This is a genomic window from Mesorhizobium bavaricum, from assembly GCF_056781655.1.
In genome coordinates this window covers 320,867-340,871 of record NZ_JBXAYV010000002.1, presented here as the reverse complement: position 1 = coordinate 340,871, position 20,005 = coordinate 320,867, and the positions used below count along the sequence as shown (strand labels likewise).

18 protein-coding genes are annotated in these 20,005 nt (G+C 58.2%); 15 read left to right on the top strand and 3 right to left on the bottom strand.

Annotated elements, in window-relative coordinates; genetic code table 11:
• Positions 1-7 precede the first annotated feature (7 nt).
• From AC1RZR_RS37755 to AC1RZR_RS37720, 8 genes are all read left to right on the top strand, one after another.
• Positions 8-274, top strand: coding sequence for a sarcosine oxidase subunit delta (locus AC1RZR_RS37755; RefSeq protein WP_481829731.1), 267 nt, complete (start codon positions 8-10; stop codon positions 272-274).
• Positions 271-3,312, top strand: a complete 3,042-nt coding sequence (locus AC1RZR_RS37750; protein WP_481829730.1) for a sarcosine oxidase subunit alpha family protein — start codon at positions 271-273, stop codon at positions 3,310-3,312. Before AC1RZR_RS37755 ends, AC1RZR_RS37750 begins: the two co-directional genes overlap by 4 nt.
• Before the next feature lie 76 nt (positions 3,313-3,388).
• Positions 3,389-3,823, top strand: coding sequence for a sarcosine oxidase subunit gamma (locus tag AC1RZR_RS37745; RefSeq protein ID WP_481829729.1), 435 nt, complete (start codon positions 3,389-3,391; stop codon positions 3,821-3,823).
• A 612-nt stretch (positions 3,824-4,435) separates the two neighbouring features.
• Positions 4,436-5,767, top strand: a complete 1,332-nt coding sequence (locus AC1RZR_RS37740; protein WP_481829728.1) for a cytochrome P450 — start codon at positions 4,436-4,438, stop codon at positions 5,765-5,767.
• Positions 5,768-5,778: 11 nt separating this feature from the next.
• Positions 5,779-6,096 carry a 2Fe-2S iron-sulfur cluster-binding protein gene (locus tag AC1RZR_RS37735; protein WP_481829727.1) on the top strand — a complete coding sequence of 106 codons (318 nt, stop codon included), beginning with the start codon at positions 5,779-5,781 and terminating at the stop codon, positions 6,094-6,096.
• A gap of 58 nt (positions 6,097-6,154) precedes the next feature.
• Positions 6,155-7,372, top strand: coding sequence for an NAD(P)/FAD-dependent oxidoreductase (locus AC1RZR_RS37730; RefSeq protein WP_481829726.1), 1,218 nt, complete (start codon positions 6,155-6,157; stop codon positions 7,370-7,372).
• A gap of 25 nt (positions 7,373-7,397) precedes the next feature.
• Positions 7,398-8,276: an alpha/beta hydrolase family protein gene (locus AC1RZR_RS37725; protein WP_481829725.1), complete on the top strand. Its 879-nt coding sequence runs from the start codon at positions 7,398-7,400 to the stop codon at positions 8,274-8,276.
• Between the two features lie 490 nt (positions 8,277-8,766).
• Positions 8,767-9,936, top strand: coding sequence for a M24 family metallopeptidase (locus AC1RZR_RS37720; RefSeq protein WP_481829724.1), 1,170 nt, complete (start codon positions 8,767-8,769; stop codon positions 9,934-9,936).
• Between the two features lie 59 nt (positions 9,937-9,995).
• Here AC1RZR_RS37720 and AC1RZR_RS37715 read toward each other — a convergent pair whose 3' ends face one another.
• The 3 genes from AC1RZR_RS37715 to AC1RZR_RS37705 form a co-directional block, all read right to left on the bottom strand.
• Positions 9,996-11,180, bottom strand: coding sequence for a glycine C-acetyltransferase (locus AC1RZR_RS37715; RefSeq protein ID WP_481829723.1), 1,185 nt, complete (start codon positions 11,178-11,180; stop codon positions 9,996-9,998).
• 65 nt (positions 11,181-11,245) lie between these two features.
• Positions 11,246-12,205 carry an aminotransferase class IV gene (locus AC1RZR_RS37710; RefSeq protein WP_481829722.1) on the bottom strand — a complete coding sequence of 320 codons (960 nt, stop codon included), beginning with the start codon at positions 12,203-12,205 and terminating at the stop codon, positions 11,246-11,248.
• 274 nt (positions 12,206-12,479) lie between these two features.
• Complete coding sequence (locus tag AC1RZR_RS37705; protein ID WP_481829721.1) at positions 12,480-12,935, bottom strand: Lrp/AsnC family transcriptional regulator; 456 nt, start codon at positions 12,933-12,935, stop codon at positions 12,480-12,482.
• A gap of 246 nt (positions 12,936-13,181) precedes the next feature.
• Here AC1RZR_RS37705 and AC1RZR_RS37700 point away from each other — a divergent pair, with 246 nt between their 5' ends.
• The 7 genes from AC1RZR_RS37700 to AC1RZR_RS37670 all read left to right on the top strand — a co-directional run bounded on the left by AC1RZR_RS37700 (position 13,182) and on the right by AC1RZR_RS37670 (position 19,996).
• The gene (locus AC1RZR_RS37700; protein ID WP_481829720.1) at positions 13,182-14,363 is read left to right on the top strand and encodes a M20 aminoacylase family protein; all 1,182 of its coding nucleotides are present in this window, start codon (positions 13,182-13,184) and stop codon (positions 14,361-14,363) included.
• Positions 14,364-14,902: 539 nt separating this feature from the next.
• A complete protein-coding gene (ehuB, locus tag AC1RZR_RS37695; RefSeq protein WP_481829719.1) occupies positions 14,903-15,745 on the top strand; it encodes an ectoine/hydroxyectoine ABC transporter substrate-binding protein EhuB in 843 nt (280 codons plus the stop codon).
• 369 nt (positions 15,746-16,114) lie between these two features.
• Positions 16,115-16,336 (top strand): hypothetical protein, encoded by a 222-nt coding sequence (locus AC1RZR_RS37690; protein WP_481829718.1) that lies wholly within the window; start codon positions 16,115-16,117, stop codon positions 16,334-16,336.
• A 78-nt stretch (positions 16,337-16,414) separates the two neighbouring features.
• Positions 16,415-17,080, top strand: coding sequence for an ectoine/hydroxyectoine ABC transporter permease subunit EhuC (gene ehuC, locus AC1RZR_RS37685; RefSeq protein ID WP_481829717.1), 666 nt, complete (start codon positions 16,415-16,417; stop codon positions 17,078-17,080).
• Positions 17,081-17,082: 2 nt separating this feature from the next.
• Positions 17,083-17,748 carry an ectoine/hydroxyectoine ABC transporter permease subunit EhuD gene (gene ehuD / locus AC1RZR_RS37680; protein WP_481829716.1) on the top strand — a complete coding sequence of 222 codons (666 nt, stop codon included), beginning with the start codon at positions 17,083-17,085 and terminating at the stop codon, positions 17,746-17,748.
• Positions 17,748-18,572 (top strand): ectoine/hydroxyectoine ABC transporter ATP-binding protein EhuA, encoded by an 825-nt coding sequence (gene ehuA / locus AC1RZR_RS37675; RefSeq protein WP_481829715.1) that lies wholly within the window; start codon positions 17,748-17,750, stop codon positions 18,570-18,572. The genes ehuD and ehuA overlap by 1 nt, the downstream gene beginning before the upstream one ends.
• A 170-nt stretch (positions 18,573-18,742) precedes the next feature.
• Positions 18,743-19,996, top strand: a complete 1,254-nt coding sequence (locus AC1RZR_RS37670) for a methylaspartate ammonia-lyase (RefSeq protein WP_481829904.1) — start codon at positions 18,743-18,745, stop codon at positions 19,994-19,996.
• The last annotated feature ends 9 nt before the right edge of the window (positions 19,997-20,005 follow it).

The window sequence follows — 20,005 nt, the reverse complement described above, 5'->3', positions numbered from 1 at the left end:
ACCCCAAGTGCTGCAAATCAAATGCCCCTGCTGCGGTCCGCGCGATCACGATGAGTTTCGCTATGCCGGCGACGCGTCGGTTAGTCGTCCCGCTCACAATGATGCCGATTTCGACCGCTGGTACCGCTACGTCTTCGTGCGAGAGAACCTGGCAGGCGCCCACCGGGAATATTGGCAGCACGTGATGGGCTGCCGGCAGTGGCTAATCGTCGAGCGCAATACCGTCAATCATACGATCCTTTCAGTGAACTTCAGCAGGAGGGCACCGGCATGAAACGGCTGAACAAACACGGACGGATCGATCGTTCGCAGCCCGTCGCATTTACCTTCGACGGCAAGGCGATGACGGGCTTTCGTGGCGACAGCCTGGCGTCGGCCATGCTTGCCAACGGAGTTAAAATCGTTGGCCGGAGTTTCAAATATCATCGGCCGCGCGGAATATTTTCGGCTGGACCCGAGGAGCCGAATGCGCTCGTGACTCTAGGAACCGGCGGACGGCGAGAGCCCAACCTGCCGGCAACCACGGTGGAACTGGCGGACGGTCTGATGGCAGAAAGTCAGAATCGCTGGCCATCGCTCAAGTTCGACCTACAAAGCATCAACAGCTGGTTCTCACCGTTCTTAGCGGCCGGCTTCTACTACAAGACTTTTATGGGGCCAACTCGGCGGTCCTGGATGTTTTACGAGCACTTCATCCGCAAGGCGGCAGGGCTCGGCCGTGGAGGGGAACAGCCCGACCCTGACAAGTATGAAGTTCGTCATCTCTTCGCAGACGTGGTGGTGGTCGGGGCTGGACCGGCTGGACTGGCGGCCGCGCTGGCTGCCGCGGAAGCGGGTGCCAAGGTTGTGCTCGTCGAGCAGGATTTTCTGGCAGGAGGCTATCTTTTGTCAGAGCCTTCTGACGGCGAAGCGGGAGCTTGGCTTGCTGGGACGTTGGCACGGCTCGCGGGCATGCCAAATGTATCCCTGATGACGCGCACCAGCGCGTTCGGCACCTATGACGGCAATGTGCTGGGCCTTTTGGAGCGGCACGGTTCAAGTTCCGCTGACCCCAGACGAGGTGAAGCGCGCCAGACCCTGGGGATTTTGCGCGCGAAATCGATTGTCTACTGTACGGGGTCGATCGAACGTCCTCTGACCTTTGCGAACAACGACAGGCCCGGCATAATGCTCGCCTCGGCAGCGCGGACCTATCTTAATAGATACGGCGTGCTTGCGGGGAAGAGGGTGCTGGTTGCGGCTGACAACGACAGCGCCTACAGCGCGGCCTTCGATCTTGCCGTGGCCGGGGCGCAAGTCACGATAGCTGATAGCCGCACGCAGCCTGCGCCTCAACTTCTCGAGCAGGCGCGCCGCGCAGGCGTAGCCGTCCGCGCGAAATCGACGATCGCGAAGGCTCTTGGAGGTCAAAGTGTTCGTGCGGTCGTGCTTTTGGAACCCAGCGGCAGGGTTACGCTGGAATGCGATCTGGTCGCGGTTTCCGGCGGTTGGTCTCCGACGGTGCATTTGACCTCTCATCTCGGGATCAAACCGGTTTATCGTGAAGACATTCGCGCCTTCGTTCCTGGCAAGCTCGGAACGGGACAGTTCGTGGCCGGTGCTGTAACTGGAAACTTTGCTCCGAGAACTGCCGTCGACGAGGGGCATCGAGCAGGAAACGAGGCGTTCACGTTCTGCGGTGCAACGAGTTCATCACGGGCGCGGGTCCAGCGTGATCCTCCTCAGACCAATGCCGGACCTGGTGTTGTGGGAGACGAGAACCCGGGTTTGCGGGAAAAACCCCCGTTGTCTCCTCCGCCGGAGGATGGAAGGCTCTCAATGCAGGTTAGCGACGGGGTTGGCGGGAACATGACCCTTGCCAAAGGCAAGGCCTTTGTCGACCTGCAGATGGATGTAACCGTCAGTGACATCACGTTGGCGCATCAAGAGGGATACCGGTCGGTCGAGCATCTAAAGCGCTATACCACGCTGGGGATGGGTACCGACCAGGGCAAGACGAGCAATTTCTCCGCACTTTCCGCCATGGCTGGCCTGCGAGGGATGGCGATCCCGGAGGTTGGCACCACAACTTTCCGGCCTCCCTTTACGCCAGTAGCCGTCGGGACGCTGGCCGGGCTCAGCCATGGGCATCATTACAAGCCGTTTCGCCGAACGCCAATGCATGACTGGCATGTTTCCAATGACGCGGAGATGCTTGAAACCGGCCTCTGGATGCGGCCCTGGTTCTATCACGCTTCTGGCCGCGACGTGAACGAGGCCTATGTCGCGGAGATGCGAAATGCGCGCGAGGCGGCCGGGCTCATGGACATCTCCACACTCGGCAAAATAGTGGTCCAGGGGCCGGATGCGGCTGAATTCCTTGACCGGGTTTATGTTAACGGCTTTGCCAAGCTGCCGGTCGGTCGCGCGCGTTATGGCGTAATGTTGCGCGATGACGGCATCGTCTTCGACGACGGGACCACGACGCGGGTTGGCGACCAGCACTTTTTTATGACGACATCAACCGCTCGGGCCGCGGACGTGATGTCTCGGCTCGAATTTCTGCTCGATACCGCCTGGCCTGACCTGCGCGTTTCCGTAACTTCGGTGTCGGACGAGTGGGCGGCGATGTCGGTGGCCGGTCCTAACAGTCGCAAAATCCTCGCGACCGCCTTTCCCGATTTGGACGTGTCTAATGAGGCGTTGCCGCATATGGGTCTTCTTGAAGGACGGTATAGGGACAAGCCCCTTCGCATCATCCGTCTTAGCTTTTCCGGCGAGCGGGCCTACGAAGTCTACGTGGGGGCTACCCTGGGCAAGGAAGCATGGTGCCGTGTGATGGAGGCCGGCTCGCCCTTCGGCCTTAAGCCCTACGGCATTGAGGCTTTGGGGGCTTTGCGGGTCGAAAAAGGTCATGTCGCAGGGCCGGAGATCGACGGCAGGACAACGCTCGACGACCTCGGATTACGCCGCATGGCGGGCAAACGCAGCGGCTTCGTCGGCGAGGTGCTTGGTCGGCGCGAAGCATTCAGCGACCCTGATCGGCCACGGTTGGTCGGGCTACGTTGCGTTGAGGATGGCAAGCGGTTGCGCGGCGGCGCGATACTTTTCAGGCCCAACGACCCTGTTCAGGGCCATGGGCTCGGCCGTATTACTTCGACCACATACAGTCCCACACTTGAAGCTTGGTTAGGATTGGGGCTGCTAGCTTCCAGCGCAGCGCAGGAAGGCGCCGAGTTTATCGCTCATTATCCTCTGAAGGGCGAGGCGGTGCGGGCCCGCGTAGTCTCTCCTACATTCCTCGACCCTAAAGGAGATCGGCTCCATGGCTAGTGGGTCTGACCAAGCCGGTCTTGAAATAGCGTCTCAGGACTGCGGAATCGTTCAGTTCGACGGCTGGGACGACGCCATGGCCCGTTTTGAGGCGGACCTCGCGCCAAGGCTTGGAGGGCATCTGCCGACGAAGGTCGGTGAGACCACGTACCAAGACAGCAAGCATGTTATTCGCATTGCGCCGCGCCGCTTCTGGCTGCTCTCGGAGGGATCGCTACCTCCTATCGATATCGATCCTGAGCTGGGCTGCCTGCTCGAGCTCGGCGAAGGCAGGGTGCGACTGCGGCTTTCCGGCTCGAAAATCAAGCATGTGCTGGAGCGATGCGTCGTGGTTGATTGGGACTCCCTGCGGGAGGGCGAGGGAGTCCAAGTTGGTTTTCATCGCGTGCCCGTCCTGCTGCTGCGCACCGGGTCGTTCGAGTGCGACCTCTTCGTCCCGCGTAGTTTCGCGAGAAGCCTCGTTGAATGGATTTCAGACGTCGAAATTGGCTGCCGGCATACCGGCTCATGAAAAGAAGTCTATGCTGATCGCTGTGCCGCCAGCCAGACGCGAGGCGATTTTGCTGCTGCCACTGCGCAGGGCATTCGGCTGCCACGCGGGGATCGCCGTCACACCTCTCAGTGATACAGCATTGCGACCGGTCCGCGCGAGTCGCGAGGGATTGCGTCAGGCTTTCAGTTCACCAAGGTTTCATTAGAAAGCTCGGCGCGGCAACATAACCTGACCACGCTGAAGGTGACCCATCAAGCGGGCTTTGCCCACGACATTTCTTGACAGGGCGTGTTTCTCCTACTGCGGCAAGATTGAGGAACCAGGCCGCCCGGCGCAGTTGTTTTCGAACCCGCAAAGGGAATAACCAGCAGTTTCACCGCGCCGTAAAGGAAGCAGCCTGTTCAGGGGGCTACCCGATCCGAACGATTGACCCGGGCAAGCGGCCTTAAAGCGGCGGCAGGCATGCAATGGACTCCTGGCAAAACTAGGCGCCGCTGAACGCTGCTCACCGCAGATCCGTTTCACGCCACGCGGGACTATGCAGAGCTCATTTCAACAAACATCACCTTTTGGCGCGAATGTAGGCCTTCGTTAGCCTAAATTCGATCCAGCTGCTTCTCGACATCGATCGTGTCTGCCAGTTCGGCCGAAGCTACACAAGGCGTGCCGATCACCGAGGGCAAGCTACTGGAAGCTTTGGTAGCGCCACGTCTGTCTTTGATTATCAAGGAACCCGTTATGACACATGCCTTGACTCCGATCTCTTCTCCCAATTGGTCAATGCTGTCGCTGGCAAACGTAGACCCCTTCCCAAGCTATGACGAACTCAGGAAGCGTGGCCCCTTGGTGTGGGACCCCGGCATGAACTGTTGGCTGGCAGTAAGTTACGAGGCCTGCAAAATGATAGAGTCCGACGAGGACACCTTTCAGGTGATGTATGTCGGTGCAAGTGCCAAAACCATCGAAATCAATGGCGGCGAGACCGGCATTACGGTTTTGACTGGCGAGAAACACGCGGCCATGCGTCGGGTGTACCTCAAGCTGCTCAGTCCCAGTGCCATGACAAAGTATCGCGTTGATCACGTGCTTCCCGTTATCAACGATGCTATAGACCGCTTTCAGAAACGAGGGAGCGTCGAGCTCGTTACGGAGTATGCGCAGGCCATTCCGGAGCGGGTGATGGCCTCGATGTTTGGGCTCCCGTGGAAGGACGATGCGCTCGTCAAGCAGGTTGCGGAGTGGCACAAGGACATTGTGGCCTGGCTCGGCATGAAGCTTGCAAGCGGCGAACTGATGCAGAAAGCCCAGCATGCATCGGACAAGCTGAATGAGCTCTTTTTGCCCCTTGTGCTTGAGCGAAAAGACAAGCGCGGCGATGATTTCATAAGTTTGCTCTGGTCCCAGGGTGAGAAAGATTATCCTGGTTTCGGAGTAGAGGAAGTTCTGCACAACACGCGAGATGCTGCCGCTGGCTCAGGAGAAACGACGGCAAACGCCATTGCCAACGCGGCCTACCTCTATCTGACGAATCCCGAAGCTCGCCAGGCAATCACGAACGATCAGGGTGCAGCCCTTAATGCGTTTGTGGAGGAGACCCTGCGGCTTTTAGGATCTGTTCAGTGGCGCTTCCGGGTGGCGAACCGGGACGTGTCGGTCTTGGGCGTGTCAGTGAAGAAGGACGATGTTATTTGCAATCTGCACGCTGCCGCCAACCGAGATCCGGAACACTATAGTTGTCCCCACGCCCTGGACCTCACCAGAAAAGCGCCGAATGACCATCTGGCCCTGAACGTTGGACCACGGCTCTGCGCAGGCATGCACTTTGCCAGGCTTTTGATTCGTGAAGGCATGAAGGGTCTTATCGAACGGCTTCCTGAGCTACGGCTCGATCCTTCCATGGAGCCTCCACGCTTCAGGAACTATTCCCATCGCTCTTACGGGCCACTCAACGTTCTATTTTGAGGTAAATCAGGGTGAGAATAGTCGTATACGAGCAGGGCGGGGCAAGGGTCGAAATCGGAGAGGTTGCCGACCAAACGCTTATGAGCGCTATCCGCCACAAAGGCCTGAACATCACGGCCCAGTGTGGTGGCTGTGCCGCATGCGCTACGTGCCACGTATATGTGGACGACGAATGGGTCAGCAAGCTCAAGCCTGTCAGCGATGTTGAGGATGCCATGCTGGACATCGCCGAAGAGCGGCAGGAAAACTCTCGACTCTCCTGCCAGGTGAAGCTGACTGAAGATCTCGACGGTTTGACTGTAACCCTGGCACCCGGTTCCGGGTTCTAACGCAAGCCCGTCGCATTCCACGGCACTTTTGCAACAATTGAACGGCGGAAGCACGCCTATGCGAAAGAGACTATTGATTGTCGGCGGTTCATACGCCGCATCCGAGTTGGCGTGCCAGGCGCGAGAGAGCGGCTACGCGGAAGAGATCTTGATTGTTAGCGAGGAAAGTGACCTTCCGTATCATAGGCCGCCACTTTCCAAGTCCTATCTCAAGGACGCCAGCGAGGAGCTCATGCCCTTAAGGGCGGAAGCTTACTATAGGGACAAGGGCATTGAGGTAGAGCTGGGGGCGAGAATCGTCGAGATTGATGGGCGCGCGAATCGCGCCACGCTTTCCAACGACATCGTTCTACCATTCGACACACTAGCTCTTGCAACAGGCGCCCGCGCCCGAAGGCTTCCCGGCCTCGATTCCTGCCCGGGCAACGTGCACTACGTCCGGAGTGTTGCAGACGCCCAAAAACTCCGGTCAGCGATCTCTGGCGCGGAAAAGGTGGTGATCGTCGGAGCAGGATTCATCGGCCTCGAAGTCGCATCCGCCCTTGTTCGGCAAAACAAGCACGTCACGGTAGTGGAAGCTGCTGACCGTGTTCTGGCTCGCGCCGTGTCCCCCGAACTTTCGCGATTGCTGTCGACAATTCACGCCCAGAACGGGGTGAAACTAATCACTTCCCGGAAGGTGCGTCCGGTCATTGGCGCCAGCGGGCTTATCAATCTGATCGAATTGGATGACGGCTGTGTCCTCAAAGCGGACATTGTTGTTGTTGGGGTCGGCTCTCACCCCAATCTTGAGCTCGCGCAGCAGCTCGAGTTGAATGTGGGAAACGGAATTGTTGTCGACGATAGGTCGCGGACCTCCAGGAGCAATGTATTTGCAGCGGGCGACTGCGCCACGTTCACTGGTCAGTTCAACCGAGCGGGCATCCGCCTTGAATCGGTGCAGAACGCGATCGATCAGGCCCGTGTAGCCGGCAACGCGATAGCTGGAAGGGACAAGGTTTACCACGCGGTTCCTTGGTTCTGGTCCGATCAGTATGAGTCGAAAATCCAGATTGCGGGTCTATCGGTAGGGGCTACTGATTCTGAATCCCGGCATGGCGAGAAATCGGATGTTTCCGTCTTTCATTTCCGCGATGACGTCTGCGTCAGCGTTGAAAGTGTCAATCGTCCGCGTGACCACATGGCGGCGCGCCGACTTCTGGCGGGCAGTAAAGAAATTACCAGGCGGAGCCTTCAAGAGGTTGATTTCAATATATCGGCACTCCTAAAGGCTTAGGCTCGACAGGACAAAGGGCAGCATCATGACTACTTCAGCCAGGTTTGAGCTACATGATGAGATATTTTCTGTCGACAGCGTGGCGCAGGGCGTGCCCGTCTGCACTGAAACTGAGTGTCTGGCGTACGGCAATGGCCTTTGGGTTGAAGTCCATGGGACTGGCGACTGTATCCGCCACTGGTCGTCCGGTTTATCCGATCAGACCCAAATGGCCGTCTTGTATATTCACGGCGATCGCTTGTGGTTTGGAGAACCGGTCGGCTACGAGGACAACAGTGTTGCGAGGCAGCAAGCCTACGCGAATGCGGCAGCGTCTTCGCTCGGGATGCCGTTCATCAAGATCGCCCGGCCGGGACTGTACGGATCATCAGGCAAACACAGCTTGGCTCGTCAGATGCGCGAGATGGAGTTGGTTGAAGGGGCTATTCGGCAGCTGATCGCGCGCCACAATATCAAGCGTTACGGGTTTGCGGGACAGTCCGGCGGCGGTAGTGTAGCCAGTTATTTGCTGACACAATTCCCCGATGTGGAATGTGTCGCATTTTCAGCTGCTTGCCTGTCCCTGGATGGCCTTCGCAGGGGTAGCCCGGAGCGCAGTGGGTATGACGGCGCGGTGAATATTTACGACCCTGTGGCGCACCTGTCCAAGGTCGCAATCAATCCTCGCCGTCGTTTGTTTGTGATTGGCGACGAAAAGGACAAGTCAGCGCTTTTTTTGAACCTCGAGGACTACTATCAGGCTGCTCGGGCGCAAGGACACGATGTCACCCTCATCCGAACTGAAGGGCTCGGAAACAATCACGTTCTGGACGCCACAGGCCAGCACGCGGTGGCGTGGGCTTTGAAGGGTCTGTCCACGCAACAGATCGAAAAGAAAATCGCCAGCAAGGAGATCGTCGGTTAAACGGTGGCTGCCGGCGGGTGTATGAGGAGATACTCGCGACGGTCTGCTGGTATTGCAATGCCGGTTCCACGCCTGGCAGCTTTAGAAACGCCTCAAAGGTCCGATCGAAGCCGTTTTTGCGCTCTCCTGCGTTGCTCCAAGGGCCGGAAGCATGTCCGGCCCCCATACCAGAAAATCTCACACCGTTCCCGGGGGGCCGGTGCGAGACCAGGCCCGGTCGGTTGCTTGGTGCGATGGGGACTACCGGAGATACATCTGACAACGATGAAGCATTGGCCGCAGAGGCAATCGAGCTCGGGGGTTGGATGCTCAGGCGGCCAGACCCAGCAAACCACCGGGGCGCCTCGATATCGTCGGGTGAGAGACGCAAATCTGGCGGGCCATCAGGCACAATTGAAATAGCGTCTGCGCCTTCGGCGCGATTTTGAGATGTTTCGCGCACCGGGCGCCTTTAGGATGGTTCTGGAAGCCGGATAAACAGGGTTGCAGAATGGATCAGGAAGCCTCCTACGGCTTTGCGCCGACCGAGTTCGGAGAGCGTGTCGGCCGGGCTCAGCGTTTGATGGGTCAACATCGCCTGGACGGCTTGTTGCTCACTTCGATGGACAACATCCGGTATTTCATCGGTGTCGATTCCACATTCTGGGAGAGCTACACCCGACCTTGGTTCGTGTTAGTGCCTGCTATCGGGGCGCCCCTTGCGATCATTCCTGAGATCGGCAGGGCTATCATCGAGAAGACGTGGATCAAGGAAATCCGATCCTGGCCTTCGCCTCGGCCCGAGGACGAAGGCACATCTCTCGTTGTCGCTGCGATATCCGACCTGCCCCGACGACACGGACGGGTCGGCGCCGAGCTTGGTTTCGAACTGCGACTGGGGATGCCGGTAACCCAATTGAATGCGATTATCGGTGATCTGAAAAGCGTTGAGATTGTCGATGGCGCAAGCCTCATTTGGCAGCTCCGCATGATCAAGAGCGCGGCCGAGGTCAGTAAAATCAAAAAGGCTGTCGACATCGCGGGTGCCGTATACGCCCAGGTGCCCGATTTCGTTAAAATCGGCGATACTGAACGCACGGTCCTTCGCGAATTCCGCGGTCGCCTTAATATTGGAGGCGCCAGCTCTATCCCGACTCTCATTTGCAGATCCGACGTCGGTGGGCCGTTCGAGATTACAGGCGGGCCAAGGGAGCGGCCTATCGCCGATGGTGACCTGCTCTTCATCGACACGGGTACCACCTTCGACGGGTATTTCTGCGACTACGATCGCAACTACCAGGTTGGCAGGGCTACAGATGCCCTGCGGTACGCCCAAGAGAAGGTTTGGGAAGCGCACGAGATTGGGCTTCAAGCGGCAACAGCAGGGGTTACGGCCGGATTTGTGTTTGAACAGATGGCAAAGGCGCTCTCTTCCGGTGGGGCGGACCTCAATAGCAACGGGCGCATGGGGCATGGACTTGGTTTGCGGCTGACCGAACCGCCGTCAATTCGACTGGAGGACAATACAGTGTTGCAGCCCGGCATGGTGCTCTGCATTGAGCCTGCCCTGGAGTACGAACCCGGGAAAATCGTCCTGCACGAGGAAACTGTGGTGGTCACTGAGGGAAAGGCCCAACTGCTCACAGCTCGGGCGCCGAAGCAGCTAGCGCGGATACGCTGATGGGATTCCAGGCTTTCGCCAAAATTCCTTTGGCGGCGAGGGGAGTTAGCGACCGCCAGTCATATGATCGAAAGTTCCCCCGCTACCTCCGCAAACGCCTCGACCGCCCTGTCGATGTCGGCACTCGAATGCGCCGCCGACATCTGCGTGCGGATGCGCGCCTGGCCCTTCGGCACCACCGGGAAGGAGAAGCCTATGACATAGATGCCGCGCTTTAGCATGCGCGCCGCCATCTCCTGCGCCAGCGTCGCATCGCCCAGCATCACCGGGATGATCGGATGGTCGGCGCCGGCCAGCGTGAAGCCGAGCTTGCCCATCTCTGTCCGGAAGCGCGCGGCATTGTCGTATAGCCGCTTGCGCAAACCATCGCCGTCTTTGACAAGGTCGAACACCTTGATCGAAGCCCCGGCGAGTGCCGGCATCAGCGTGTTCGAGAAGAGATAGGGCCGCGAGCGCTGGCGCAGCCAGTCGACCACCTGCTTCTTGCCCGAGGTGTAGCCACCCGACGCGCCGCCCAGCGCCTTGCCGAGCGTGCCTGTGATGATGTCCACCCTGCCCTCGACGCCGCAATGTTCCGCCGAGCCGCGGCCATTGGTGCCGACGAAGCCGACCGCATGGCTGTCGTCGACCATCACCATCGCTTCGTATTTCTCGGCGAGATCGCAGACGCCCTTCAGATTGGCGATGATGCCGTCCATGGAAAACACGCCGTCAGTGGCGATCAGCCGAAAACGGCAATCCTTCGCCTCCTTCAGCCGCGCTTCCAGGTCGGCCATGTCGTTGTTGGCGTAGCGGAAGCGTTTTGCTTTCGACAGCCGCACGCCGTCGATGATCGAGGCGTGGTTCAGCGCATCGGAGATGATCGCATCCTCTTCGCCGAGCAACGTCTCGAACAGACCGCCATTGGCGTCGAAGCAGGAGCCGTAGAGGATGGTGTCGTCCATGCCGAGGAAAGAGGAAATCGTGGATTCGAGCTGCTTGTGTTCCTCCTGCGTGCCGCAGATGAAGCGCACCGAGGCCATGCCGTAGCCGTAGCGGTCGAGCGCCTGCTTGGCCGCATCGCGCAATTCGACGCTGTCGGCGAGGCCGAGGTAGTTGTTGGCGCAGAAATTCAGCACCTTTTCGCCGCCGACCTCGATCTCGGCCGACTGCGTCGAGGTGATCACTCGTTCGGACTTGTAGAGGCCGGCCGACTTCAGGCCTGCGAGTTCGTTCGAGAGATGAGAAATGAAGGCGTCGGTCATCGGCAGACTCACGGCAGCAAGCCCTACCCGCGCGGGGGAGGAACGGTCGACAATGTGTCGCGGTACTATGCGTACTTTATCGCGGTCGACCATGCCGGATCGGCATGCTTCTCCCAATACAGGTCTGTCAGCTGGCGAGTCAGAGCGCCAACCTTGCCGTCGCCTATGACGGTCTCGTCAACCTTGGACACCGGCATGATCCCGCCCGCTGTAGACGTGATGAAGACCTCATCGGCGCCCTTCAGCTCATTGCGATCAATATCGCCGGCGCTGACGGATAGGCTTAGTTCGTCGCATAGATCGAATACGGTCTGCCGGGTAATGCCAGCAAGGACGCCATAGGCCGGTGTCTTCAAGCAGCTGTCCTTGACGGTGAAAACGTTGAAGCCAGGCCCCTCGGCAACGTTGTCGTTTATGTCGACGATCAATGCAGTTTCGGCACCGTAGTCGTACGCGTCGAACAGGCCCTTCACCAGATCGAGCCAGTGATAGTTCTTGATGGTCGGATCGATCGACCTGGGCGGGATCCGGACGGTGTTGCTGATGGCGACATGCAGGCCGCGCTCCAGCTGTTCCTTGTTGGCAACCGATCCGAAAGGCACCGCGAACGCGATGAACCTGTTCTCCGACTGGCGCGGGTCGCGGCTAAAGGTGGGCGAACCGCCTCGCGTGCAGATCATTTCGACATAGGCCGACTTGTGCCCGGACAGCGCCACGCATGTCGACAGGATCTTTTCGATCTCAGTGCGGTCGTAGGGAAGCTTCATGCGCAGCTTTTCCATCCCGCGGAAGAACCGGTCCAGGTGCAGGTCCAGCCTGAAGAACCTCCCGTTCCAAACATGAACGGTGTCATAGGTGGCGTCGGAATGAAGAAAGCCCCAGTCCAGAACGGACAGCTTGGCTTCAGACATCGGCAGGTACTGACCGTCCATGAAGGCTACGCCATGTGGATACTGCCGTTGATCCCGGTGCCGTTGCTCGATGGCTGGAAGAGCCGTTGCAGGTTCGGCTGCAGCAAGTGTCATTCCTAAGTCCTCCAAATCTTGACGATCCAGGCGCTCGGCACACCCGTTTACGATTTGTCGCCGCAGAACCGCTCAGCGACCCCACATCTCGGCAATTCAAATGTTGGCGCACCACAGACCGCAGCCACGCCGCGCGTGCTAAATGTCGTCGGCGCGATCGATTACCAAATTCGCAGATCTCGATGCACTAATGGCGATCAAACTGGGCCTTAAGCCGCAACGCACGCTTCAAAAAGGGGACAGGAGTGGCGGAAACCCTCAGCCTTATAACAGCCTACAGCAGTGTCCGGGGCTCGAACTTCACACGGTCCAGCGCAATCATGCTCTTGAACTTGCGGACATTGGGATTTGTGTAGAGTTTCGTCTTTACAAAAACGTCGAAGGCCTCGACGTCCTCCACAGCGACAATCAGAACAAAGTCGGCATCGCCTGTGACCATATAGCATTGGGTGACTTCTTTTGCCGCCCTCATTGCTCGCTTGAAGTCATCGAGAAGATCTAAACGCTCACGATCAAGCTCCACCGTTACGACCACGGTCAGCGACTTCCCGACCGCTTTGGGGTCAACCAGGGAGATATCAGCGGTGATAACGCCGTCGGAACGTAACTTATTCACGCGACGCATGCATGAGGCAGCGGAGGATCCCACGAGGTCCGCCAGCTCAGCGAAAGACAGCCTGTTGTTTTTTTGCAGGGCGCCAAGGATCCGCCGGTCAAGGTCATCCATCATCTCAATACCCTAGAGGCGAAACCGCGATTGGCAAAGCGATCCGAAACGCTCGTGGCAGCATTGGACGCTCGATGAAACGCTACCCCGTTCAAAAGGTGCCAATATTGCAATCGTCGGGGAAATGCGACGTTTCGTTTCACCGGAATGCAAATTTCGCCCAAACCATTCCAAACGCTTAGGGCATTCTGCACATGGTGCCAACCACGGCCCCGAGATGGCCGCCAAACTTTGTTGAATGGAGCCAGCATGCACTCAGTCGACGAGTTTTGTCAGCTGGCCGACGAGGTCACGGCCTGGCGCCGGCACTTTCATCAAAACCCCGAACTCGACTTTGCCGTGCACGAGACGGCACGGTTTGTTGCAGACAAGCTGGCGTCCTTTGGAATCAACCACATTGAAACTGGCATAGCCGGCACCGGCGTAGTCGCCCTGATCCAGGGCGAGGGTGGCGAAGGGCCGACCATTGGCCTGCGTGCAGAAATGGACGCCTTGCCGATCCATGAAGCGACGGGAAAGGATTGGGCCTCGAAGATCCCCGGGAAGATGCACGCCTGCGGTCATGACGGCCATACCGCGATGCTACTTGGTGCTGCAAAGCACCTTGTCGGGCAGCGGAACTTCAGGGGCACCGTTGCCCTCATCTTCCAGCCGGCTGAGGAGGTTGAATTGCCGTCGGGTGGATTCAAGATGGTCGAAGACGGCTTCTTGGACCGCTTCGGCATCTCCCAGGTCTTTGGGATGCATAACTGGCCCGGTATCGATGTGGGCAACTTCGCCATCTGTGCGGGGCCAATGATGGCTTCTCAGGACGATTTTGACATCGTTGTAAAGGGCCGTGGAGGGCACGCAGCTGCTCCACACCTAACAGTCGATCCGGTTTTCATCGCCGCTCAAATAATCACTGGCCTGCAGGCGCTAGTGTCGCGCCGCACTGACCCAATTGAGTCACTGGTCATTTCGGTGACTAAGCTCCACGCTTCAAATGCGTATAACGTGATCGCTGACGAGGTCGAACTCGCGGGGACCGTCCGCGCTCTAGCAACTCCCCTGCGCGACTTCGCCGAGACGCACCTCGAGACGACCGCGAGAAGCATCGCGCAAGCCTTCGGCGGCGATATCACCTACCGTTATCGCCGATCGGTTCCGGCCACCATCAACGATGCCCAAGCCACTGCTCTTGCAGTTCGCGCCGCGAGCGGCGCCAGCGGTGCCGAAGGGGTCGACGAAAGCCTGAAGCCGGTTATGGGCGCCGAAGATTTCGCTTACATGCTGCAGGCGCGCCCAGGCGCTCTAATTTTCCTAGGGAACGGCGACTCCGCCGCGGTTCACAATGCCGCATACGACTTCGATGATGCGGCAATCCCGTTCGGAATTGCCTATTGGGCTAACATTGTGGAGGCAGCACTCGGTGTTGGCAATGAACGATAAGGCATTTCAAATATTGCCGATTTTTGCGCCAGACGTTTCACCCATCCAATGTTTTTGGCTGAATGCTATGCAGAGCGTGCTCCATGATGCCGAAAGGTTGAACACGCCACCGGCGTCGCATTTAACAACGTTGAGGCGGGATTCGGGAGCGTAGCGCATCTGGCGAGCGCCAGACGTTGCCACGCGGACAGCCCCCGGGGTTGGATGGAGTCGCACATCGGAAGCAGAGACTTGCGGCACCATCTCGCTTCGAGATGAAGAGAATATACAAACAGAATTTGACGGAGGCCGGTCCGCGAATGATGTTTAGAAGAAGGCATGTCCCACGTGTTCTACGTGCAGCTCAGCCTCGAACGAGATCTACGTGAAACACGGCAGGCACCTTGGCATGTGAGAAAAGCCCGCAATGGATTTCCAAGCGGGGTGGCCACTTCACCGATCGGTATCGCGGCGATGCTGAGCGGCGGCCACTCGGCTCCGAGGATAATAAGTCGCCGCAAATGTCAAAAACAACAATGTCAGAAAAGAGGGTGAATATAATGGGTAAGTTGAAACTCAGCACGTTGATTGCAGGTCTCGCGCTCTTGGTGGGTACGTGGACTGCCTACGCCGGTCCACTAACCGATCGTGTCAAGGCAGGACAAGCAATCAGAATAGGATTCTCCAATGTTCTGCCCTTTGCGTATCCCGACGATCAGGGCCACCCAAAGGGGTTCGCAAACGAGATTGCCCTCGGTGTCTTGAAGAAAATGGGATACACAAATGTGGAGACAACCGTCACCGACTGGGGAGGCCTAATCCCTGGGCTTCAGGCGAGCCGCTATGACATTATCACGGGCGGAATGTATATCTTGGGACCCCGATGCAAGAGCGTCGCTTTCTCCGAACCTATCGCGAAGCTCGGCGATGGCTTCATAGTGACGGCCGGCAATCCGAAACACGTGAATACTTACAAGGATATCGCTGAGAAAGGGGCGGTATTTGTGACGTATGCTGGATCCAGCACAATCGCAGCCGCCAAGAAAGAAGGGATTGCGGAGGATAAAATTATGGTTGTCCCCGGACCTTCGGAAGTGCTCGCCGCAATCAAATCAGGACGCGGCGATGCTGGAAGTATGACTTATTTGGAAGCCAAGCTCATGGCAGACCAATCGAATGGCGAAGTCCAAGCTACCGATCCTGCCGCTCTCCCGGAGTGGACCTATAATTGGGTCGGTCTCGGTTTCCGCTCCGAAGATGCAGACTTTCTGGCCAAATTCAATGAGGCTCTGAAGCAGTACCTCGGATCTGAAGAGATGCTGAACTCTGTTAAAGATTATGGAATTGTAGCTGCCAGCCTTCCAGGTGACGCGACAACCAAGTGGATTTGCTCAAATCGTTAGTTGTTTTGTTACGGTGGGCCCTTCGGGGCTCACCATTGCTCGTCACTTGGACGGAAGACAGAAGTTTGTAGTGAGCCCCGGAGAGGGCATCATGATAGCCGTCTTGGAGCTCCTGAGTTTCAAGGGAGTCGGGCCGCATCGAGCTGGCGAAACGTTCCGGCATGGCTTCGAGGGTGACGGAGGCGTGCCCCGGCGAGAAGAATGCCTCGCGAGGCTCTTGGTCTACGGCTACGGGCTGGATGTTTGCGTACCGGACTGGCTAGGACGACATCCAGCTGCCTTGGCTTCACTACCCAGAGGCACGGACATCGCCGAAGCACGTGGCGAAAATATCCAGACCCCCGAACGGACGGGCTACTTCGAAAACAAATGGTCCGCTTCGCCAAAGACATTCACTACGACACCGACATGACGCAAGAGGACACGGCGAGGGTCGCCGGCGCAGCCTACCACACCGTTGCCGCGATGGGGCAGGCGCTCCTTGCCGCGCTTGAGCCGGGTCGCGCTGACGCGGGCGCCGCACCTTGTGGCGCTGGCGAGGCCGACCAGAACATCGAGGGCGCAACCCCAGAGCGCACCATGCCGGCATAAAGATCTCTGCAGCGGGTTGGCACTTGGGGCCGCCCGATTGTACTATCATAGAGGGGATATCCCCAGTGTAGCGAGCCGATGTCCTATTTCGAATTTCTTGTCACCCATGGGAATCTGCTGCTAAGTGGCACGCTGGTTACGGCGATCCTGGCTGTGGTGTCGATCGCGCTGGCGATCGTGCTGGCGCTTACCGCAGGCCTGATGCGTCTGGCGCCAGCCGGCCCCGTTCGCTGGGTCGCCACCGTATATATCGAGTTTTTCCGCGGCACTTCGCTGCTGGTCCAGCTCTACTGGATTTTCTTCGTCCTGCCGTTGTTCGGGCTCTCGCTGGACAAGTTTACAGCGGGCTTTATCGGCGTTGGTATGAACCTGGGAGCATACGGGGCGGAGCTGGTTCGCGGCGCTATCCTCTCAGTCCCCAGGGGACAGTGGGAGGCAGCCTTGGCGATCAACATGTCGCCGCTGACGCGCATGCGACGCATCATTCTTCCCCAGGCTCTCGTCATCATGCTACCGCCGTGGGGCAATCTCATGATCGAGCTTCTTAAGGCAACCGCCTTGGTCTCATTGATTTCAGTCGCCGACCTAACGTTCCAAGCCAAGCAGATAAACGCGACGACTTTCATGTCCGCGAAGGCCTTCGGATCGGCCCTGATTATCTATTACGTGATGGCCCGTTTCATCATCACGCCTTTTATGCGTTGGCTTGAACGCTCTATGGCCCGCAAGCTGGGAAGGGCCTAGCGATGGTCGTGGACTGGGATTTTACCTGGGAAATTCTCCCCCGCCTGCTGGCGGCCACCGTAAATACGCTCTTGGCAGCCGGCATCGGTTACATCATCGCGATATTCCTGGGGCTCGCATTCGCGCTGGCGCAACGCACGCCGTCCAACACATTGACAATGATCGTGCGCGAGGCGGTCGAATTCATCCGCTCTACGCCGCTGGTGCTGCAGATATTCTTCGTCTTCTACGTCGGGCCGGAGTTCGGCGTTGTCCTTTCGCCGTGGGTGGCGGGCATGATAGCCATCGGGCTACACTATGCGGCTTACCTTTCAGAGGTGTACCGCGGGGGTCTAGAAAACGTGCCAAAGGGACAGTGGGAGGCGGCGACCTCGCTCAATTTGTCGACGGCCCGTACTTATTTCCGCATCATCATTCCCCAAGCGCTGCCGCCATCCATAGCGGGAATGGGAAATTACCTGGTAGGCATCTTTAAAGACACGCCCGTGCTGTCGGTCATCGGCGTTGCGGAATTGATGCAAACCGCGAACTCGATCGGCTCGGAAAACTATCGCTATCTTGAACCCTACACCATGGTCGGAATCATCTTCCTCTTGATCTCCCTGCCATCGGCCGCCCTTCTTCGCAGCTTCGACGCTTGGGTTCGCCGCAAACTCGGGATGAACTGATGGACCAAACAGAAGACCTTTCCCAATACCCGCTGGAGCTTACCGGTGAGAACGTTCCGATGGTGCGTTTCAAGAAAGTTGCCAAGCGGTACGGATCCCTGACTGTTATCGAAGACCTCGATCTCGATGTAGCAGAGGGGGAGATGGTCACAATCATCGGACCTTCTGGTTCGGGCAAGACCACGGTGCTGCGCACGCTGATGACACTGGAGGGCATCAACGACGGCGTAATCTACGTCGACGGCAAGCCGCTCACTCACATGGAAAAGGGCGGCAAGCTCGTGCCGGCTAGCCAGAAGCATCTAAGAGCAATGCGCTCGAAGATCGGCATGTGTTTCCAGCATTTCAATCTGTTCCCACACATGACGGCCCTTGAGAACTGCATGGAAGGACCGGTGCACGTACTGGGCATTCCGCGCAAGCAAGCGCGTGAGCGCTCGGAGGAACTGCTCGAGATGGTCGGCATGGCCGACAAGCGCGACCAGCATCCTTCACGTCTGTCCGGTGGGCAGCAGCAGCGCGTGGCGATCGCTCGAGCACTTGCGATGCGTCCCAAGGTCATGCTCTTCGACGAGGTGACTTCCGCGCTGGATCCTGAGGTCATCGGCGAAGTGACGAACGTCATTCGCCGGCTGGTGTCGGATTACAATCTGACCATGCTAATGGTCACGCATCAAATGGGATTTGCGCGCGATATTTCAGACCGTGTCTGCTTTTTCTACAGGGGTAGAATTGAAGAACAGGCGTCCCCGAGCGAATTGTTTGGTGATCCAAAGAGCGACCGCACCCGGCAGTTTCTTTCAGCCGTCAAGGAAGCGGTGTAGGAATCAAAGGCCGGCAGGTCGACGATTTCGGCTAGGCCATCTTAAAAAGTGATGGCTATGATCGGGCCATTATATTGGCAGCTTCAATTGCAGATGTTGCATACTTTGCGTGACGCAATTCGTTGACCTCGCCAGCCACTGATGAGCTGGCCAATCGCGGCGGCAAAAACGTGCGAATCAAAGACGTTCTTTTAACGCCCGGCAACGGCGCCTTTTTCTACGATGATCAAGCGGCCATCAGGGCAGGAGCCCGACAGGACGGTTTCATCTACGTTGGCGAACCGCTATTGCCCGGCTTCCGCTCCATCCGCATTCCCGCAGCATCTGTCAGCATTGGCCTGATCCTTGAAGATGATACGGTGGTCTGGGGCGATATGATGGGGGTCCAGTACTCCGGCGCCGGCGGACGCGACCCTTTGTTCGAAACCGCATCGATCATTGAGATCGCTTCAAAAGTCGTTGTTCCCCGACTGCGCGATGTTGATTCTTCGCGGTTTCTGGATGCCTGCAGCGAGGTTTTCGGTTTTGAAAAAGGCGAGCGGCTGCCCCTCTCAATCGAATACGGGGTGAGCCAGGCCCTTCTCGGCGCCGCCGCCCACGCTGCCCGCACAACCATGGCCGAAGTCGTATGTGCCGAACTTAGCCTGCCGCTCCCCAACCGAAGGGTGCCGATCTACGCCCAGAGCGGCGACGCCCGCGAAATCAACGTCGAGAAAATGATCTTGAAAGCCGTGGATGTACTCCCTCACGGCCTCATCAATTCGCGCAGCAAGTTTGGCGTTGGTGGGGAAACGTTTCTGGATTTCGTCAAATGGGTGGCCCACCGCATCAAGCAAATCGGCCAACCAGGATACCATCCGGTGCTGCATTTCGATGTGTACGGCTGGATCGGGATGGAGATCGGTCTCGACGTTCAGCGCATCGCCGACTTCATCAGCAAGGTGGCTGATGTGGTTCCGGAGTTCACGGTGAATATCGAATCGCCAGCCGACTTCGGGTCTACGCCGGCACAAGTCGATAACTACGCGCGGATCGTCAGCATCCTGGACGCGCGGGCCTCGCGTGCGCGCATCGTTGTCGATGAACGCTGCAACACGCTTGAGGATGTGCGTCTGTTTGCGGAGGCGAAGGCGACCCATCTCGTGCAGATCAAGACGCCGGACGTGGGCTCGATCGCCGACAGCGCTCGAGCGGTGCTTCTCTGCAAAGAAAACAACGTGGGCGCCTATGTGGGAGGCAGCTGTAGCGAGACGGATCTCTCCGCGCGGGCGACAGTTCACATTTCGGTGGCTACGCAGGCAGACATGATGCTCGCGAAACCAGGCATGGGCGTCGACGAAGGCCTTTCCATCGTTGGGAATGAGCAAAATCGGTTGCTCGCCATGCTTGATCGACGTCGGGCACAGAATCTGAACACCGCGTAGGAAGCGCCC

Coding starts and splice junctions, on each gene's coding strand:
- AC1RZR_RS37690 (WP_481829718.1), top strand. CDS start 16,115: ATGGTCCGCTTCGCCAAAGACATTCACTACGACACCGACATGACGCAA.
- ehuB (WP_481829719.1), top strand. CDS start 14,903: ATGGGTAAGTTGAAACTCAGCACGTTGATTGCAGGTCTCGCGCTCTTG.
- ehuA (WP_481829715.1), top strand. CDS start 17,748: ATGGACCAAACAGAAGACCTTTCCCAATACCCGCTGGAGCTTACCGGT.
- AC1RZR_RS37725 (WP_481829725.1), top strand. CDS start 7,398: ATGACTACTTCAGCCAGGTTTGAGCTACATGATGAGATATTTTCTGTC.
- AC1RZR_RS37720 (WP_481829724.1), top strand. CDS start 8,767: ATGGATCAGGAAGCCTCCTACGGCTTTGCGCCGACCGAGTTCGGAGAG.
- AC1RZR_RS37750 (WP_481829730.1), top strand. CDS start 271: ATGAAACGGCTGAACAAACACGGACGGATCGATCGTTCGCAGCCCGTC.
- AC1RZR_RS37710 (WP_481829722.1), bottom strand. CDS start 12,205: ATGACACTTGCTGCAGCCGAACCTGCAACGGCTCTTCCAGCCATCGAG.
- AC1RZR_RS37745 (WP_481829729.1), top strand. CDS start 3,389: ATGGCCCGTTTTGAGGCGGACCTCGCGCCAAGGCTTGGAGGGCATCTG.
- AC1RZR_RS37715 (WP_481829723.1), bottom strand. CDS start 11,180: ATGACCGACGCCTTCATTTCTCATCTCTCGAACGAACTCGCAGGCCTG.
- AC1RZR_RS37730 (WP_481829726.1), top strand. CDS start 6,155: ATGCGAAAGAGACTATTGATTGTCGGCGGTTCATACGCCGCATCCGAG.
- ehuD (WP_481829716.1), top strand. CDS start 17,083: ATGGTCGTGGACTGGGATTTTACCTGGGAAATTCTCCCCCGCCTGCTG.
- AC1RZR_RS37700 (WP_481829720.1), top strand. CDS start 13,182: ATGCACTCAGTCGACGAGTTTTGTCAGCTGGCCGACGAGGTCACGGCC.
- ehuC (WP_481829717.1), top strand. CDS start 16,415: ATGTCCTATTTCGAATTTCTTGTCACCCATGGGAATCTGCTGCTAAGT.
- AC1RZR_RS37705 (WP_481829721.1), bottom strand. CDS start 12,935: ATGATGGATGACCTTGACCGGCGGATCCTTGGCGCCCTGCAAAAAAAC.